This window comes from Roseibium sp. QJM3NY_11 (assembly GCF_056173175.1).
In genome coordinates, this window is sequence record NZ_CM149660.1 from 5,486,872 (window position 1) to 5,504,086 (window position 17,215).

Genomic DNA, 17,215 nt, shown 5'->3' on the forward strand with positions numbered 1-17,215 from the left:
TCCTTCTGATGGATGCGCCGTCAATCGAACGCGGGCAACTCAAGCACCAGGTCGTCCCGGTGGATCATTTCCGCCCTGCCCGGATAGCCGACAATGGCCTCGATCTCCCGGCTGTTGCGGCCGGCGATCAGCCTTGCCTCGTCCGCATCATAGGCGATCAGGCCGCGGCCGATCGTGCGCCCGTCCGGATCGGCCAGGACGACGGCGTCGCCTCTCGAGAAACTCCCGGTGACGGCGGCCACACCGGCCGGCAGCAGGCTCTTGCCCGATCGCATCGCCCTGACGGCGCCCGCATCCAGCCGGATCTCGCCGCGCGGTTCCAGATGGCCGCCGATCCAGGCCTTGCGCGCGCTCGCGGGCGTGGCAAGAGCGGGAAACCAGGTGCCGCGCGCGCCGTCGCTCAGGCGCTGCAAGGGATTGAGCAGCTTGCCGGAGGTGATCACCATCGACGTTCCGGCGGCGGTCGCGATCTTGCCGGCATCGATCTTGGTCTTCATGCCGCCGCGCGACAGCTCGGATCCGGCGCTGCCGGCCATCGCCTCGATTTCCGGCGTGATCTGCGGAACTTCCGGCAGGAACACCGCATCCGGATTGTCCTGGGGCGGCGCGGTGTAAAGCCCGTCGATGTCGGACAGAAGCACCAGGCAGTCGGCGCTTGCCATGGTGGCGACCCGGGCCGCAAGCCGGTCATTGTCGCCGTAGCGGATTTCCGAGGTGGCGACGCTGTCGTTCTCGTTGATGATCGGCACCGCGCCCAATTTCAGCAATGTGCCGATGGTGGCGCGGGCGTTGAGATAGCGCCGCCGCTCTTCCGTGTCTCCGAGTGTCAGCAAGATCTGGCCCGCCTTGCGGCCATGGGCACCGAGCGCATCGGCGTAGGCCTGCGCCAGGGCGATCTGTCCGGCGGCGGCCGCCGCCTGGCTTTCCTCCAGTTTCAACGGTCCTTTCGGCAGGCCGAGAATGCCGCGGCCGAGCGCGATCGAGCCCGAAGACACGATCAGCACTTCCGCTCCGGCGTCCGCAAGAGCCGCCAGATCGGATACCAGGGCGTCCATCCAGGCACGTTTCAATTCGCCCCGTTCCACCAGCAGGGCAGAGCCGATCTTGACGACGATGCGGCTGTAGGCCTTGAGAGTGCGGGGGGCGGACAGGGCGGCGTTCACGCTCATCAGGGGTGCCAGCCCTCCTGCTCGGGCGCAGGCACCTGATTGGCCGCGTCTTGCTTGTCCCTGTCGATGGCCCGCACGATCATCCGCAGCGCCCGGTCGACATTGAGGCCGCTGGCCGATGACAGGATCAGGGGTTTCTGGCCACAGGCGGCCTCGAGGCTGGCGGATTTTTCCGCGATCATCTCCTCGGTGAGCGCGTCGCATTTGGAAAGGGCCACGATTTCCGGCTTGTCGATCAGACCGGCTCCATAGGCTTCCAGCTCGCCGCGCACAACCCTGTAGGCCTCGCCCGGATCGTCCTCGACCGAGCCGTCGACCAGATGCAGCAGCACCCGCGTGCGCTCGACGTGGCCAAGAAAGCGGTCGCCGAGGCCGGTGCCTTCATGGGCGCCCTCGATCAGGCCGGGAATATCGGCCATCGCAAAGCTGTTGCTGTCGATCTGGACAATGCCGAGATTGGGATGCAGCGTCGTGAAAGGATAGTCGGCGATCTTCGGCTTGGCGGCGGTCACCGTGGCCAGAAAGGTCGATTTCCCGGCATTGGGAAGTCCGACAAGCCCGGCATCGGCGATCAGTTTCAGCCGCAGCCAGATCCACTTTTCCTCGCCCTCGAGGCCCGGATTGGCCCGGCGCGGCGCCTGATTGACCGACGACTTGAAATGGGCGTTGCCGAAGCCGCCATTGCCGCCCTTCAAGAGCTTCACCTTCTGGCCCAGCTCGGTCAGATCCGCGATCAACGTGTCGTTGTCTTCCTCGAAGACCTGCGTGCCCACCGGCACGTTCAGGACGACATCATCGCCGTGGGCACCGGTTCGGTTGCGGCCCATGCCGTGAATGCCGGTGCCCGCCTTGAAATGCTGCTTGTAGCGGTAGTCGATCAGGGTGTTGAGCCCGTCGACGCACTCGATGATGACGTCACCGCCCTTGCCGCCGTCACCGCCGTCCGGACCGCCGTATTCGATGTATTTCTCTCGCCGGAACGAGACGGCACCGGCCCCGCCATTGCCGGCACGCACATAGACCTTGGCCTGATCGAGGAATTTCATTGTTCTTCTCTTGTTGTCCTGTTGTAAGGCCCTGGTTCACGTCAAAGGCCGTTCAAGAATTCTTCCCGCGTTATTTCCGCCCGGACCGCGGGCACCGTGCCGCCACGCGACACGCTGGCGCATCCCACCTCGGCAACCTTCCGAAACCCGATTTTCTCCGCCAGCCTGATGGAGGCCGGATTATCGATCATGGCTTCGCAGGCAACGCGCGTGTGGTCCGTATTCTCGAACAGCCAGACCATCGCTGCCATGGCCGCCTCGCTCATGAACCCCTTGCCCCAATAGGCGCGCCCCAGCCAATAGCCGATCTCCGGGGTCTCCTGCAACTTCTTGAAAGCAAAACAGCCGATCACTTCGCCCTGGTGCTCGATCTGAAAGGTCAGATCCTCCGCCTTTTCGAAGGCGCGCCAACTGTCCTGTGCTCGCAAAAGGCTCGCCCGCCCCTGGTCCCTGTCATAGGGGTAGGGCACGCGGGACAGCATCTTGCAAACCTCATAGTCGCCCAGAAGTTCGGCGTAGCGGTCAAGATCGTCCACGCGCGGCCGAGTGAGGCAAAGACGCTCCGTCCTGACAAGTTCCCTGTTCATGGTGCGTCTCCTGCAGACGACAGAAAGGCTGTCCGGGTCAGTTTCATGCGTGTTCCCGGCAGGTCCTGGCCACGCGACCTGATGGCGAGCGTGTACGGCCCGGCGGTCTCGAAACCCAGTTTCGACAGAACGTTCAGCGAAGCGGTGTTCTCGTCGAGCGCACCGCTCACGACCGTCTGCGTTTCTGTCGTCGCAAACAGCCAGCCCAACGCGGCGCGCCCGGCCTCGCTCATGTAGCCACGGCCCCAGTGGGCCTTGCCGAGCCAGTAGCCGAGATTCGGTGTCTCCGACGGCCGGCCAAGCGAGACAACGCCGATCAACCCGGTGCCATTGTCGATGGCAAAGTTCCTTGCGCCATCCGCCTGCCGGACCCAGCTCTGCTCGAACCAGCCCTGCGCATCCTCAAGCGTATAGGGATGCGGAACCACCGCGAGCATCTTCGCAACGTCGAATTCTCCGATCTGCGCGCTGATCGCCGGCAAATCCTCCGGAGTGACCGGGCGCACTTCAAGGCGGTCGGTCCTGATCACTGGAAGGCTCATGCCGCTTTCCTCCTGGCTTCGAAATCGGCGTGTTCCAGCCGCACGACGACGTTGGACACCCGCCGGTCGAGCGCCCTGGAGAAGCGTTCGGTCATGCAATAGGGCTTGAAACCCATCTTGCGCAGCAGACCGCGGGACCGGAAGTTCTCCTCGAAGGCCCGTGCCGCAATCGCATCGGCCTTGAAGACCTCGAAGGCCCAGGAGAGCGCCGCCTCGACCGCCTCACCGGCGTAGCCATGGCCCTGGAAGGCGCGGCCGAGCCAGTAGCCGAGCGTCGGCAGACCCGGCAGCTCGTCCAGATCGCCCGGCGGTTCGACTGCCACGACACCGATGAAGACGCCCCCGAGCGTGATCGCGAACAGGGCCTCGGTCTGGAACGGATCCGTGCCGACGACCGATTTCAGGAACGCTTCCGCCGCCCCGTCCTCATAAGGCCAGGTGAAGGAGGTCAACCATCTGGCGACCTCGAACTCCCGGCCCGCGAGGGTGGCCATGGCCTCGGCATCGCTCAAGGCAACCGGCCTGAGGATGAGGCGGCGGGTTTTCAGTTCCGGCAACATGCTCATCGTCCCTGCCCCCATCCTTTCAACGACTTCCAGATGCCCCGTTCCAGTGTATAGCGCTCGATCGGCACGGAGCCGCCCGCTCCCAGCGAGCGGATCATGGCCTGGTCCCGATACTGGAACCCGGACTTGACCAGCACCCGGCGGGACGCCGGATTGGTCACCCGGCAGGAGCCCTGCAGTTCCCGGATGCCGTTGTGGGTAAAGGCATGATCGACCAGAACATGCACCGCTTCGGTCGCCAGGCCCTGACCCCAGAAAGGTTCGCCCAGCCAGTAGCCGACATGAACGGGCCCGTCCGCATCCACATTGGCGTAGCGCGCAACGCCGATCAGCCGCCCGGTGGTCTTCAGGCGGATCGCGAATGTCGCGGACTCGGGTCTGTTCAGATCGGCCCTGGCAAGCAGGGCCCGGCCGTCGTCCTTGGTGAAGGGATACGGCATGGTGGCGAGATTGGCCGCCACAGTCTTGTTGTCGGCCAGATACACCAGATCGGCCAGATCATCCGGGCGCGGCTTGTCCAGCCGTACACGGACCGCTTCCTGCGGCAACGGGGCCGCGACACGACAGCTCTCGTCTAAACGTCCATCACTTTCAACAACCATCTTTTCCTCCAGCCAAAACAAATCAAGGGAGAGATGGCGCCCCATCTCTCCCCTGGATCTCTGACTGGCCGGTTGCTGGCCTCATCTCGAAATGCCGGGGTCAAGTGGGACGCCGGCGTTTCGAAACTTCACGTCGGCTTTACTCCGCTGCTTCCGCTACCGGGAGCACATTGATGTAGGTTCGCTTGTTGGCCTTGGCCTGGAACTCCACCTTGCCTTCCACGGTCGCGAAAATGGTATGGTCCTTGCCCATGCCAACGCCATTGCCCGGGTGCCACTGAGTGCCCCGCTGACGTGCGATGATGTTGCCGGGAATCACAGCTTCCCCGCCATATTTCTTGATGCCGAGACGGCGGCCGGCTGAGTCGCGGCCGTTGCGGGATGAACCGCCTGCCTTTTTATGTGCCATCTTTAGAACTCCTCGTTCTTCGAATTCTTTTCAACAGTCGCAATGAAACGGCGGCTTATTTGCCGGCCAGTTCCTTGGCCTGTTCAACCCAGTTGTCGCGCTCGATGCGGCCCTTGAAATTCAGGAACGTCATCAACACGGGCGATGTCTTCCGCGGAGAAGCCGATGATCTGCTCGTAGGTGGTGATGCCCAGAGCGTTCAGCTTCTTCTCGAGAACCGGGCCGACACCGGAGATCTTCTTCAGATCGTCCTTGCCGTCCGGAGCGGTGAAGAGCGGCTCGACAGCTGCGTCTTCGCCTTTCGCATCGGCCTTGGCATCCGCAGCCTTGGCTTTTTCGGCTTTCGGCGCATCGTCCTTCGGTGCGTCGTCGGCTTTCGGCGCGGCCTTCTTCGGCGCTGCCTTCTTGGCCGGCTTGGCACCACCGGTCAGGATGTCGGTCACCTTGAGGAGGGTGAAGGACTGACGGTGGCCGTTGCGGCGGCGGGAATTCTGACGCCGGCGCTTCTTGAAGATGATGATCTTGCGGTCACGGCCCTGTTCGACCACTTCCGCAACAACGGTGGCGCCTTCGACGAGCGGCGCCCCAACGGTGGTGTCGGTGCCGTCGCCAACCATGAGCACGTCCTCGAAGGTGACGCTGCTGCCGGCTTCGGCATCGAGTTTTTCGACCTTCAGGAGGTCGTCTGCGGCGACGGTGTACTGCTTGCCGCCTGTCTTGATCACTGCGAACATGTCTCGCACGTCCTTCTTTTCGTTTTTGACACACCGGCCGCGTGCTTTAAAAGCCCGTCAGACGGCTGTTTCCGGGTCGAACGCGAGGCGCCTGTCCCTCCGGTCTGAACCGGTTGACAGGTCTTCTGGTGTCGGGATGCGCGTGAAGCGTGGAAAGCCCGGCTGGCCTGGGTCGACAATCAACGCCCGAAAAAGCGAACCTTTTCGAGCCCGCGCAATATAGTCAGCCATCCCCCGATGTCAAACGGAAATCCGCGCCGCGCCGCCGGAAAAGCGCTGTTTGCCGGCTTCCGCGCCTGGCCGGCCCGCCCAGGAGCGGCCCGAGGCGGCCCGGAGCGGCGACAAGCGCTCACGCCGGGCGCTGCATCACGGCAGCCCGGCGGCCGCATTGACACGCCCCGACCGAGCGCAGGACAAGGCCCGAGGAAGAGGCTGAGAAAACGCCCCGGCCAGCCCCTTTCCGGCCGCCCGGGGCCGAGACCTTCGCCGGACGCCGGCAGCGCTTGTCCGGGCTGGGCTCCGGGAGACGGGTCAGGTTGCGGGCCAGGCGGCGGGCCAGATGACGGGCCAGACGACGGGCCGGGGTGACGGGCCGGGGTGACGCCTGGGAGTGACGCGTGCTTCCGCAAAACCGGACAGGTTCAAACCCGGCCTTGCCGGCCGATTGCACATTCGGTGAAAAACACCGAAATCCGGTCTTGCGGCGTGCGCGCTTCATGTCTATGTTCCGCGCCACTTGAGACCCGTTTAGTCAAAAGTACCGCGGAGAGGTGCCGGAGTGGTCGAACGGGGCGGTCTCGAAAACCGTTGAGCGCGCAAGCGTTCCGAGGGTTCGAATCCCTCTCTCTCCGCCATTCTTTTTGTCGCGCCACCGCCTTCGGCTGATTGAGCGCGTGGCTCCGGGTTCGGACTTTGTCCTCGCTCCTCCGCCATCCCCTTTCCACTCTCCACCATTTTGGCGAACCGTAGAATTCCGTGATCCTGTCCTAAATTTTCAGCTTGACATGATACCAAATGGTATCGCATTAATATGACACCAAATGGTATTATAAAGGAGTATCCGGCATGAAACCAACGGCTTTCCTGGCCGCCATAACGGGTCTTGTTCTTGTGTCGCCGGCGGTTGCCGGGGACAGTGAGATCACCGTCATTCCAGCCACGCAGCTTGACTATCAGGTCACGCCGGAAGGGGTCGCCTTCGCGCGGCTGCGCGGTGACAGGTTCGAGGGCGCGTATATGGCGATGGTCCGGCTTCCCGCCGGGCTCGTCAGTCCGCCCCATGTCAAGTCCGCCAACATGTACGGAATCGTCGTGTCAAGCGCGATGACCCATCTGCCGGCCGGCGCCGACCCCTCGGGCGGGGTGCGGCTGGAAACGGGCGCGTTCTACGAGATTCCCAAGGGGCTGGCGCATGTCAGCCGCTGTGTTTCGGACGTTGCCTGCGTGACGTTTCTCTATCAGGACGGCAGGTTCGACTTCCTGCCGGTCACGCCATGATCGGGCCGGATGCCGGGACGGGCAGGCTGCAAGGCGCGTTCCGCGCCTTGGGCGATCCCACCCGCAGGAGCATCCTGTTGCTGCTGCGGGACCGCGACATGACGATCCAGGAGGTGTCGGACCGGTTTCCGATCACCCGGGCCGCCGTCAAGAAACACCTCGACATTCTCGAAACCGGCAAGCTGATCTCGGTGCACCCGTCGGGCCGGGAGCGCGTCAACCGGCTCGAGCCCGCCGCGCTCGCCCAGGCCAATGACTGGTTCGATCACTTCAGCCGGTTCTGGGATGGACGTCTGCAGGCATTGAAAACGCGTGTCGAGCAGAACGAAACCGAAGACGACACTTCAGCAGAACCAGCCAAACCGTAAGGAAACACCAGCAATGACTGACACAACTCTCAGGAAATCCGTTTTCATAAAGGCCGCCAGGGACAAGGTCTGGCCGTATCTTGTCGACAAGACCAAGCTGGGCGAATGGTACCATCCGGCGGAGGCGGATCTTGCCGCCGGTCAAAGCTATGTCCTGCTTGGAAAGGACGGCAACGGGCAATCGGAGAAACAGGTCTGGGGAGACGTTCTCGAACTCGTGGCCGGACAGAAGCTGAAGACGACGTTCTGCATCGGCCCGTTCGGTGACCGGTCAACCGTTGTCACATGGGTCCTGGAGGAGGTGGCCGGAGGGACGATGATCTACCTGACCCATGAAGGCATTCCGGAAGCCGCAGGCGAACACGCAATGCACCTGATCAGCGCGCTCGACAAAGGCTGGGACGAACATCTCGGGCGGCTGCGGGAAACCGGCGCCTGAGCGCGGCCTCACCCGGTGGCCCTGGCGCGGTAGCCCTGCTCCAGCTCGATCAGCCGCTGCTTGCGCCACAGGCCGCCGCCGTAGCCGGTGAGCGAACCGTCGGCGCCGACCACCCGGTGGCACGGCACGACCACCGCAAGCTGGTTGGCGCCGTTGGCGCGGGCGACGGCGCGGACCGCTTCCGGGCGGCCGAGGGTCCCGGCCAGTTCGGAATAGCTGCGGGTCTCGCCGGCGGGAATTTTCAGGAGTTCGCGCCAGACATCGCGGGTGAAGGCGCTGCCGTGGAGCGCCAGCCGGGTCGCGAAGGTGCCGCTGCTTCCGGCGAAGAACCGGTCCAGCTCCTCCTGGATCTGGTCGCACACCTCGGTGCGGCCGAAGCCGACCCGCCCGCCGGCATGGGCCTGCAGCTTTCTGAATTCGCCCGGCAGCGCCTTGCGGTCGAGAAACTCCAGAAGATGCAACTGACTGCTGTCGGTGACGGCGACCAGCGGGCCGAGCGGCGAGGCCACCCAGTCGGCGTGCAACAGCGGATCCCTTGAAAACGTGCCCGGCGCCTGCCCCAGCAATCCGGCGAAGGCCTCGCGGAAGGCGCTCGGTGAAGAAAACCCCGCCGTGATCTGCGCCTCGATGACCTTGCCGCCGCCGGCCAGCGTCGAGAAGCCTTCCTGCAGGCGGCGCTGGCGGGCCATTTCCAGGAAGGTCATGCCGAAATGGCGTTTGAACGCCCGGCGCACGGTGGACGGATCCAGCCCCATGCGGATGAGATCCGGCTCGCCCCAGCGGTAGCCGGGGCGCTTTTCCAGCGCCTCGATCAGGGGCCTCACGACCGGATCGGCGCTGGCCTCCGGTGTTGTCGGCCGGCAGCGCTTGCAGGGCCGGAAGCCGCCGTCGATGCATTCGGCGACCGTTTCGTGAAACGTGCAGTTTTCCGGCTTCGGCTTGCGCGCCGGACAGGTCAGCCGGCAGAAGATGCCGGTGGAGGCAACGCAGACGAACATGCGCCCGTCATAGGACGCATCGCGCGCCAGCAGCGCTTCATAAAGCGTGTCGAAGGAAGGTCGGATCATCAGCATGGCCGGAGACTAGGGGAGGCGCGCGTCGCGCGCAGCCGAAAATCGGGCGTTAATATTTTGTTGTCCGGGAATTTCCAATCGCAGCTTGTCAACCTGATGGCAAATAGGGCGTTCGCTCCGCTCCTGCGCAGGCAAGAGCCCGGTTACTTCGGGCTCCGGTTATAGCCAACAATGGCAACCGCATCCCGGCCTTGCGCCTCGCTACAGCCGGGACCGCACGTACGGGGGATCTGGCGTTTGTACCTGTTGGCTGCAAATGCCCAGACGAAAGATGTTCGGGCGCAGCCGCACGTCTTGTCCGATACACCGCATCGCTCTGCGACACGCGCTTGGCTGAAGGACCTCCAAACGCGGTTTGATGAACCAAAATCAACACTTTTGCTATGAAATCAAGAAAACCTCTATTCTATGAGTGAGTCGAATTCTTGCAATCCTGCACTGTGGCTGAACCTAAATCCTCCTACTCTGGCTTGCAGTTCTGCTATTTCGGTTGCAGGTATTACAGATACCAAACCGTCCCAAAAATCCTGTGTCGTGCCCATCGCGTTCGAGACCGCTTGCGTGAAATGGTAACAATTCTGGCTGACCAATTTGTAGTTCTGCTTAAAGCCGTTGTCGTCATTCTCAATGAAGCTTATGGCATCTTTGAATGAACCAAGAGACGCACTAAAAACAGAACCCATGATAATTCCCCGGTCCGGTGGAAAACTCATCAGTAATTTTTCAAGAGTCTTTTTTTGTATCTTCTGCTTTTCAATAATAAGGTTCGGAACTTTTCGCGATTTTATCTTACCGTTACTCAGATCAAAGCGTCCGTACTCAAAATATCTCGTATATCCTGAAGCACCTTTCGCTATCACGATTCCGGCATGACCAAGGGTGTCCAAATGCGATGGTATCAGCTCGGATATCCTGTAGTCTTGCGGCACAGCGATACGCTGGCGTGGCCATACGAGTGGAATTGCATAATCCTTTGTGTCGTCCGACATGGATTCACTCCAAAATTTGACAGCCATCCCTGCCAAAAAGAACAGTTATTTCAGAGTATTTATCATCAGAAGGGTATTTATAAACAATAACTTGCGACACCTCTTCCGGATCGAATGTCAAGGGAAAAGAAAAAGTTTCATTTCGATCTTTGAATTCATATTTCCAACCCAACCGGTCCATGGCTTTCCGGAAGGCATCCGCCTTGAGGCATTCGTTGGCTAGAAGCTCATCATCCAACTTCTTGTCATATCTTAAATACATATTCTCAACGGCATAATCTAAATTAGCCATTAAAAGCTTTAGACAAAATACTGACACCACCAAAAATAGTATAACTAAAGATCCGAAAAGAAATTTATTTATCATATCTCAAATTTATTTTCCGATGAATTAACATATTAGACCGGATTGGATACTCCGCCAAGGGCTCTGTGCGATCGCGTCGCAGAGTCCGGAACAGACCCGATACAAGCATCGGAGCTTCTTGAAACCGGTCCAGCCACCAGCAAGATCTTTGATCCGATGATGACGGTCACTCCATCCCCCACTCACGCCCTGAATCTTGGTTCGGCAAGATACCGTAAGGCATCCCGTTTTATGATACCGAATGGCATTATAAAACGTTTTTGGGACGAAACTGACAACTTTCCAGGCCGCACTTGCGAGTCTTGCTCTGGCGTCGCCGGCCGTTGCCGGGAAAGGCAAGATCACCGTCACTTCAACGACGCAATTCGGCTACTAGGCTACATCGGAAGGTGTCGCCTTCGTCAGGCATCAGGGCGACAGATTAATGTGCTCGTTCCGCTCATCCAGACACACTAGGTTCCGGATCGGAGTACAGCATTCACTGCACTCCGATCCGGGATAACGGACGCGAGAGTTCTCTTGCCAGCCTACCGGTACACCTGGTCCTCGCCCGGGAAACTGCGCGCCTTGACCTCGTCGGCATAGTCCTTGACCGCCGCCTCGATGCGGCCGCCGAGGTCGCCGTAGACCTTGACGAATTTCGGCGGTGCCGGGTTGAGGCCGAGCATGTCTTCGAGCACCAGGATCTGGCCGTCGCAGTCTGCCGAGGCGCCGATGCCGATGGTGGGGATTGCGATCTGTTTCGTGATCCTGGCGGCCAGCGGTTCAACCATGCCTTCCAGCACCAGCGCGAAGGCGCCCGCTTCAGTCACGGCGCGGGCGTCTTCTTCATGTTGCGCCCAGGTGTCCGCGTCGCGGCCTTGGGTGCGGAAGCCACCCATGACATTCACCGACTGCGGGGTCAGGCCGATATGGGCCATCACCGGAATGCCGCGCTCTGTCAAAAAGCGGATGGTCTCGGCCATGCGCGCACCACCTTCCAGCTTGACCGCGCCGCACTGGGTTTCCTTCATCACCCTGGCCGCATTCCTGAAAGCCTCGGACGGGCTTTCCTCATACGTTCCGAAGGGCATGTCGACGACCACCAGCGCACGCTGCGTGCCGCGCACCACCGCCGTGCCGTGCATGATCATCAGGTCCAGCGATACGCCGACGGTCGATTCCATGCCGTGCATGACCATGCCCAGGCTGTCACCGACCAGAATGAAATCGGCGTATCTGTCGACAATGGCCGCCGTGTGGGCGTGATAGGAGGTCAGCGACACGATCGGTTCGCCGCCCTTTTTCCGGGTGATCTGGGGCGCCGTGATGCGGCGGACGGGTTTCTGGGTGCTCATGGGGCATCCTTTCGAAAAAACAGAAAATGAGAGGTCAGGGCGCCGGGGCGACGACACGCTGATCGATCAGCAGGACGGTGCCGAAGCGAACGGCCAGCAGCACGACCGCCGGACGGTCCAGCGGGCCGCAGACTTCCGCCAGCGTGTCCGCGTCCCGGATGTCGACGCTTTGCACATCGGCCGCCGGCGCGGTGGCAAGCGTCGCGCGCACGGCCCGGTCCAGGTCGGCGATATCCGGTCCGGCCCCCGCCAGCTCCTCCGCCGCCGCCAGCGCCTTGCCCAGGATGGCGGCCTGGCCGCGGTGATAGCTGCTCAGACGGACATTGCGGGACGACATCGCCAGCCCGTCGGCTTCGCGCACGGTCGGATGGCCGAGAATGTCCAGCGGCATGTCGAGGTCGCGGACCATCTGCCGGATCAGGGTGAGCTGCTGGTAGTCCTTTTCGCCGAAGACGGCAAAATCCGGCGTGACGATGTTGAACAGCTTGGTGACCACGGTCGCAACACCGCGAAAATGTCCCGGCCGCAGGGCACCCTGCAGGATCGCGGACAGGCCCGGCACCTCGACATGAGTGTCGCCGCCGCTGCCGTACATTTCCTCCACATCGGGAATGAAGACCGCATCGACGCCCTCGCCGTCCAGAAGCGCCAGATCGCGCACCTGATCGCGCGGGTAGGTGCCGAGGTCCTCGTTCGGTCCGAACTGGGTCGGATTGACGAAGATCGAGACGACGGTGCGGTCGGCCTTTTCGCGCGCCAGGCGCACGAGGCTCAGATGGCCCTCGTGAAGAAAGCCCATCGTCGGAACGAGGCAGACCGTCTCGCCACCTCTGTCCGGGCCGCATTTCCAGTCGCGCACGACGCCACGCATCTCCGCCCTGGTCCGGCAGATCTTCATTGATATCCTCCCGCGGCCGGTTTCCCGCCCGGCCGTTCTTTTCGCAGGTGCAACATAATGGGGGGGACGGGGCAGGTCTAGGGGGCTCTGCCGTGGGCTTGGATAGGCGGGATGATCGCGTCCGGCCGAAATCACTGGCCGCGTTCTCAGAAGTCTCTCTCCTAAGGAAAGAGATCCCGACCGCTGAACAACCCGCAGCCCACCATCAACTCGGTAGTCCAGCGACAGCCTCGCCACGACCAAGGCAGCCTTCCCCGCCTCCGCGCGGGGATCCAACCCACGGCGCCGCTGGCTTCCGGCTCTGGCCCTGCAGCCTACGCTGCAGACCGGTGAGCCCTTGCCACCGCCGGAAAATCCGTTTCGCCGGAATCGACGCCGGTGTTGGGCCGCTGGCTGGAGCGCTGTATCAGTTCGATCAGTGACACACTGTTGCCGACCACCCCACCGGCCAAGCCCTGTCGCAGGAATGTGATTGGCTTTGGAGACATCCGGTTGGAAAGATGACGCCATCAGCGAGGCGTTGAAACGGGCTCAGGGCCGCAACACCAGGAAACGGAATACGGGACACTCAATGCGTCGGTTCTTGATCTTGGTTACGGGATTCGTGCTTCTCAATCTTGGTCTCGGCCTCGCCGCGTATCTCTCGGGCGTGCAGTCGACAGCCGCGCATTGGAGCACTGCCAGCAGGGCGCCGCTCGGGATCGCACCCGATCCGCGCACGGAACGGCAGGCCATCATCCAGGTCTATGCCGCCCGGGCCTTCAGCTGGCGGGGGTATTTCGGGGTGCACAGCTGGATATCGATCAAGCCGCCGGAGGCAGAGCACTTCACCACTTACGAGGTCACCGGGTGGCGGGTGCGCCGGGGCGGGAGAGCCGTCTCCGCCTCCCGCCGCGCTCCGGACAGCCGCTGGTTCGGTGCGGAGCCGCGACTGATTACCGAGTTTCGAGGCCGGGAGGCCGCTGCCGCTATACCGAGACTGCTGAACGCCATCGACCAGTACCACCACGACGACGAATATACAGTCTGGCCGGGACCCAACTCGAATACGTTCATCGCCCATCTCGGCCGGGTCGCGCCCGAACTCAGGCTGGATCTGCCCCCGACCGCTGTGGGCAAGGATTTTCTTCAGACGGGGCTCTGGGCAAAGGCTCCGAGCGGCACCGGATACCAACTCTCTGTTCGAGGCCTCCTGGGCATCCTGGTCGCCTGGGAAGAGGGACTTGAGGTCAACCTCCTGGGCCTTACTTACGGCATCGACCTGAATGATTTTTCACTGAAGCTTCCGATGGTCGGACGCGTCGGGTTTTCGCCGGATCGCTCGCCCGAGGCGTGATTTGCAAGCACTTGCAGACGGGGATAGTCCCCTTCGGCCCGCCCCGGTTTTTGACGATCCCATCGGCGGTCATTCCGGGCAAGTGCAGCGACGCTGCACGCCGACCCGGAACCCAGCAATCTGAATCGTCTTCGGTGATGGTCCGCTTCAATTACGTCCCCTCAAAACGCCCCATCATACGCGCGCCGTTCAATCCGGCAGGCGAGCAGCGTGAAGCCGTCCCGCGCCAGCGCCGCTTGCGTCTCGGCCCGCAGCGTTGCCGTATCCTCGACCCACACGCCGTGCCCGCCATAGGCCTGGGCCACCGCCGGAAAATCCGTCTCGCCGAAATCGACGCCGACGTTGGGGCGCTGGCTGGAACGCTGTTTGAGTTCGATCAGCGACAGGCTGGTGTCAACGAGGACGCAGATGATCACCGGGATCTTCAGGTCGCGCAGGGTGGAAAGTTCGCCGAGGCACATTTCCAGGCCCGCGTCGCCGACGAAGGCGATGACCGGGGACCGGCCTTCCACCAGCCGGTGGCCCATGGCCAGCGGCACGGCGCAGCCCATGGTGCAGAGCGCCGAGGATTGCAGCATGCCGCGCGGCATGGGGCAGCGCCAGATCTGGCTGACGAGGATGCGGTGGGCGCCGCTGTCGGCGGTGGCCACCGTGTCGGCGGGCAGGGTTTCGCGCAGGGTGTGGAAGACGGTGCCCGGGCCCCAGCCGGAAGGTTCGGGCGCGAAGGCGGCGTCGAGATCGGCGCGGGTGCTGCCTGGCTCGCCCGAGGCCCAGGACGGTTTTTGCGGATCGCGCACCTCGCACAGCCGTTCCAGAACCGGTTTGACGGCACTCCTCAGGGTCGCGCTCACGGCGTGCATGCCGTGGGTCCTGAGCACCGGGGTTACGTCGATCACGGGCGCATCCTGAACCCACGGATCGCGCCAGTTGATGCGCATCTCGATCGGGTCGTAACCGAGCAGCAGGATGCAGTCGCTCCTGTTGATCAGCGGCAGCAGGTGGTTGTCGGCTTTCGGCGACAGGCCGGCGCCGCCCAGCGCCAGAGGGTGATTTTCGTCCAGCAGGCCCTTGCCCTTGTAGCTGGTCACCAGCGGGACGTTGAATTTCCGGCAGAATTCCGTGATCGCGGCAGAAGCCCCCTCGTTGACGGCATCGACACCGGCAAGCGCGATCGGCCGTTCGGCTCTTGCAAACAACTTCAGGGCCGTGTCCAGATCGGCGCCCGCGGCCGGCGCCGTGGCCACCGGGGCGCACCGGAAGGCATTGCTCCAGACTTCCGCCGTTTCGCTTTCGGCGACCTTGATGGGCACGTCGATATGGACCGGGCCCGGCTGTCCGTCGAGGGCAATCGCCAGCGCCTTTTCCATCATCACGTCGAGCGCGCCCAGGCGGGCGGAAAAGCTGGCCTTGACGATGGGGCGCAGCAGTTGCTGGTGGTCGAAAACCTGGTGGGTGTAGCTTTCCGCCTCGCCCTGGTCGACGCAGCCGGTCAGGAAGATCAGCGGCACCCGGTCCTGCCAGGCATTGGCGACCACATTGACCGCGTTGGCGGCACCCGGTCCGAGAGTTGCCAGCAACACGCCGGGCGCGCCGTCCGCGTGCCAGCCGCCTTCGGCCATGAAGCCGCCGGCGTTCTCGTGTTTCACAAGCACGAAGTTCAGCCCGGCCTGGTCGAGGGACTGCATCAGCGCCAGCACCTCGCCGCCGGGAATGCCGAAGGCATGGCGGCAGCCTGCCGCGTGCAATTTGCCTGCAATGATATCCGCGCCGGTGGTCATGAGGTTTCCCGTTTCTGAGGGCCGAGGCCCAGAATGCCGTTTGCCGCGAATTCGGCAAGTGTTTCAGTGGTGAGACCCAGATGCCGGGTCAGCACGCAGGCGGTGTCCGCACCCAGAAGCGGCGGCGCGTTGTGATAGGCAACCGGGGTCTTTTCCAGGTTGATCGGCGAGCCGATGAGATCGACCGCGCCGCTCGAGGGATGGGGCAGAGTGATGCGCATGTTGCGCTCCAGAACCTGCGGATCGGCGAACACCTGCGCCAGATCGTTGACCGGTCCGCAGGGCACGCCGGCAGCCTCCAGCGCGGCGATCCATTCGGCGGCCGTCTTCTCGATGGTGAGGCGGCGCAGGATCGGGATCAGCTGCGCGCGGTTACGCACCCGGTCGGCGTTTTTCGCATAAAGCGGATCACCGGCCAGCTCCGGCGCCTCGGCCACCGCGCAGAACTTCTCGAACTGGGTATCGTTGCCGACGGCCAGGATGAACGATGTGTCCGAACCCGGAAAGGTCTCGTAGGGCACGATGGTCGGATGCGCGTTGCCGCGCCGGCCCGGCACCTCGCCGGAGACCAGATAGCCGACTCCCTGGTTGATTAGCCAGGACACCTGGGCATCCAGCAGCGAGATGTCGATCTGCTGGCCTTCCCCGGTGGCATTGCGGTGATTGAGCGCCGCCAGAATGGAGACCGCCGCATACATGCCGCACATGACATCGGCGATGCCGGTGCCGCATTTGGTTTCCGTGCCACCGTCCTCGTCGGCGAAACCGGTCAGGGACATGATGCCGCCCATGCCCTGGATCAGGAAATCATAGCCGGCCCGTTGCGCGTAAGGCCCGGTCTGGCCGAAGCCGGAGATCGAGCAATAGATCAGCTTCGGGTTGCGGCCTTTGAGCGTATCGTAGTCCAGCCCGCGGCGCTTCAGGTCACCGACCTTGAAGTTCTCGACCAGGATATCGGCCTTTTCGGCGAGATCGGCGATCAGCTTCTGTCCGTCGGCGCTGGCGAGATCGATGGCAACGGAAGCCTTGTTGCGGTTCGAGGACAGGTAATAGGCGCTTTCGGAGGTCTCGTTGCCCTGAGCGTCCTTCAGGAACGGCGGCCCCCAGCCGCGGGTGTCGTCGCCGCGTCCGGGCCGCTCGATCTTGATCACCTCGGCGCCGAGATCGCCGAGGATCTGGGTGCAAGTCGGACCGGCGAGAATGCGCGACAGGTCCAGGACAACAAGGCCGGAAAGCGCGCCGGGCGCGGGAGAAGACTGTGAGGCGGGGGAAGACTGGGACAAGGGTCACCCTGGGGGTCGTGAAAGCGATGTTTCCGGGAACTGGCCACAAGGGGCATCCGGCGTCAACTGCGCGGGGTGGCGGCCCCGAACACACCGGCTCACATTCGTGTCAGCAAAGACGCGAACTCCCACACAGCACCCGCGCCGCTCCTGTCCTGAGCCGAAACCTTCGCGCGTCTCGTCCGAAGAGGGCCC

General features: G+C 62.9%; 18 protein-coding genes, 1 tRNA gene and 1 pseudogene. 5 read left to right on the forward strand and 15 right to left on the reverse strand.

Annotated elements, in window-relative coordinates:
- Positions 1–20 precede the first annotated feature (20 nt).
- The 8 genes and pseudogenes from proB to AC0VX3_RS25105 form a co-directional block, all read right to left on the reverse strand.
- Positions 21–1,169 carry a glutamate 5-kinase gene (proB, locus tag AC0VX3_RS25070; RefSeq protein WP_475522792.1) on the reverse strand — a complete coding sequence of 383 codons (1,149 nt, stop codon included), beginning with the start codon at positions 1,167–1,169 and terminating at the stop codon, positions 21–23.
- Positions 1,169–2,215, reverse strand: coding sequence for a GTPase ObgE (gene obgE / locus AC0VX3_RS25075; RefSeq protein ID WP_342891430.1), 1,047 nt, complete (start codon positions 2,213–2,215; stop codon positions 1,169–1,171). Before obgE ends, proB begins: the two co-directional genes overlap by 1 nt.
- Positions 2,216–2,256: 41 nt before the next feature.
- Positions 2,257–2,802, reverse strand: a complete 546-nt coding sequence (locus AC0VX3_RS25080) for a GNAT family N-acetyltransferase (protein ID WP_475522793.1) — start codon at positions 2,800–2,802, stop codon at positions 2,257–2,259.
- Positions 2,799–3,344 carry a GNAT family N-acetyltransferase gene (locus AC0VX3_RS25085; RefSeq protein WP_475522794.1) on the reverse strand — a complete coding sequence of 182 codons (546 nt, stop codon included), beginning with the start codon at positions 3,342–3,344 and terminating at the stop codon, positions 2,799–2,801. The genes AC0VX3_RS25080 and AC0VX3_RS25085 overlap by 4 nt, the downstream gene beginning before the upstream one ends.
- A complete protein-coding gene (locus tag AC0VX3_RS25090) occupies positions 3,341–3,910 on the reverse strand; it encodes a GNAT family N-acetyltransferase (protein WP_475522795.1) in 570 nt (189 codons plus the stop codon). Before AC0VX3_RS25090 ends, AC0VX3_RS25085 begins: the two co-directional genes overlap by 4 nt.
- A complete protein-coding gene (locus AC0VX3_RS25095; protein WP_475522796.1) occupies positions 3,907–4,512 on the reverse strand; it encodes a GNAT family N-acetyltransferase in 606 nt (201 codons plus the stop codon). Before AC0VX3_RS25095 ends, AC0VX3_RS25090 begins: the two co-directional genes overlap by 4 nt.
- 139 nt (positions 4,513–4,651) lie before the next feature.
- Positions 4,652–4,921: a 50S ribosomal protein L27 gene (gene rpmA / locus AC0VX3_RS25100; protein ID WP_342891435.1), complete on the reverse strand. Its 270-nt coding sequence runs from the start codon at positions 4,919–4,921 to the stop codon at positions 4,652–4,654.
- Between the two features lie 55 nt (positions 4,922–4,976).
- A pseudogene (locus AC0VX3_RS25105) lies at positions 4,977–5,655 on the reverse strand (50S ribosomal protein L21).
- Positions 5,656–6,419: 764 nt separating this feature from the next.
- Here AC0VX3_RS25105 and AC0VX3_RS25110 point away from each other — a divergent pair.
- From AC0VX3_RS25110 to AC0VX3_RS25125, 4 genes are all read left to right on the forward strand, one after another.
- Positions 6,420–6,509, forward strand: a tRNA-Ser gene (locus AC0VX3_RS25110).
- 211 nt (positions 6,510–6,720) lie between these two features.
- Positions 6,721–7,152 carry a cupin domain-containing protein gene (locus AC0VX3_RS25115; protein WP_475522797.1) on the forward strand — a complete coding sequence of 144 codons (432 nt, stop codon included), beginning with the start codon at positions 6,721–6,723 and terminating at the stop codon, positions 7,150–7,152.
- Positions 7,149–7,520: an ArsR/SmtB family transcription factor gene (locus AC0VX3_RS25120; RefSeq protein WP_475522798.1), complete on the forward strand. Its 372-nt coding sequence runs from the start codon at positions 7,149–7,151 to the stop codon at positions 7,518–7,520. The genes AC0VX3_RS25115 and AC0VX3_RS25120 overlap by 4 nt, the downstream gene beginning before the upstream one ends.
- A 13-nt stretch (positions 7,521–7,533) precedes the next feature.
- Positions 7,534–7,959 (forward strand): SRPBCC family protein, encoded by a 426-nt coding sequence (locus AC0VX3_RS25125; protein ID WP_475522799.1) that lies wholly within the window; start codon positions 7,534–7,536, stop codon positions 7,957–7,959.
- A gap of 8 nt (positions 7,960–7,967) precedes the next feature.
- Here AC0VX3_RS25125 and AC0VX3_RS25130 read toward each other — a convergent pair whose 3' ends face one another.
- The 5 genes from AC0VX3_RS25130 to panC form a co-directional block, all read right to left on the reverse strand.
- Positions 7,968–9,032: a bifunctional transcriptional activator/DNA repair enzyme AdaA gene (locus AC0VX3_RS25130; RefSeq protein ID WP_475522800.1), complete on the reverse strand. Its 1,065-nt coding sequence runs from the start codon at positions 9,030–9,032 to the stop codon at positions 7,968–7,970.
- Positions 9,033–9,433: 401 nt separating this feature from the next.
- Positions 9,434–10,021: a hypothetical protein gene (locus AC0VX3_RS25135; protein WP_475522801.1), complete on the reverse strand. Its 588-nt coding sequence runs from the start codon at positions 10,019–10,021 to the stop codon at positions 9,434–9,436.
- A gap of 4 nt (positions 10,022–10,025) precedes the next feature.
- Positions 10,026–10,313: a hypothetical protein gene (locus AC0VX3_RS25140; protein WP_475522802.1), complete on the reverse strand. Its 288-nt coding sequence runs from the start codon at positions 10,311–10,313 to the stop codon at positions 10,026–10,028.
- Between the two features lie 602 nt (positions 10,314–10,915).
- The gene (gene panB / locus AC0VX3_RS25145; RefSeq protein WP_475522803.1) at positions 10,916–11,725 is read right to left on the reverse strand and encodes a 3-methyl-2-oxobutanoate hydroxymethyltransferase; all 810 of its coding nucleotides are present in this window, start codon (positions 11,723–11,725) and stop codon (positions 10,916–10,918) included.
- Between the two features lie 34 nt (positions 11,726–11,759).
- Positions 11,760–12,623, reverse strand: coding sequence for a pantoate--beta-alanine ligase (panC, locus tag AC0VX3_RS25150; RefSeq protein ID WP_475522804.1), 864 nt, complete (start codon positions 12,621–12,623; stop codon positions 11,760–11,762).
- A gap of 571 nt (positions 12,624–13,194) precedes the next feature.
- Between panC and AC0VX3_RS25155 the strand changes: the two genes are divergently transcribed.
- Positions 13,195–13,959, forward strand: coding sequence for a DUF3750 domain-containing protein (locus AC0VX3_RS25155; protein WP_475522805.1), 765 nt, complete (start codon positions 13,195–13,197; stop codon positions 13,957–13,959).
- A 161-nt stretch (positions 13,960–14,120) separates the two neighbouring features.
- On the opposite strand, the gene AC0VX3_RS25160 is transcribed toward AC0VX3_RS25155, so the two are convergent.
- Together AC0VX3_RS25160 and AC0VX3_RS25165 are read right to left on the reverse strand one after the other, a co-directional pair.
- The gene (locus AC0VX3_RS25160; RefSeq protein WP_475522806.1) at positions 14,121–15,737 is read right to left on the reverse strand and encodes a thiamine pyrophosphate-binding protein; all 1,617 of its coding nucleotides are present in this window, start codon (positions 15,735–15,737) and stop codon (positions 14,121–14,123) included.
- Complete coding sequence (locus AC0VX3_RS25165) at positions 15,734–17,020, reverse strand: CaiB/BaiF CoA transferase family protein (RefSeq protein WP_475522807.1); 1,287 nt, start codon at positions 17,018–17,020, stop codon at positions 15,734–15,736. Before AC0VX3_RS25165 ends, AC0VX3_RS25160 begins: the two co-directional genes overlap by 4 nt.
- Positions 17,021–17,215: the final 195 nt, after the last annotated feature.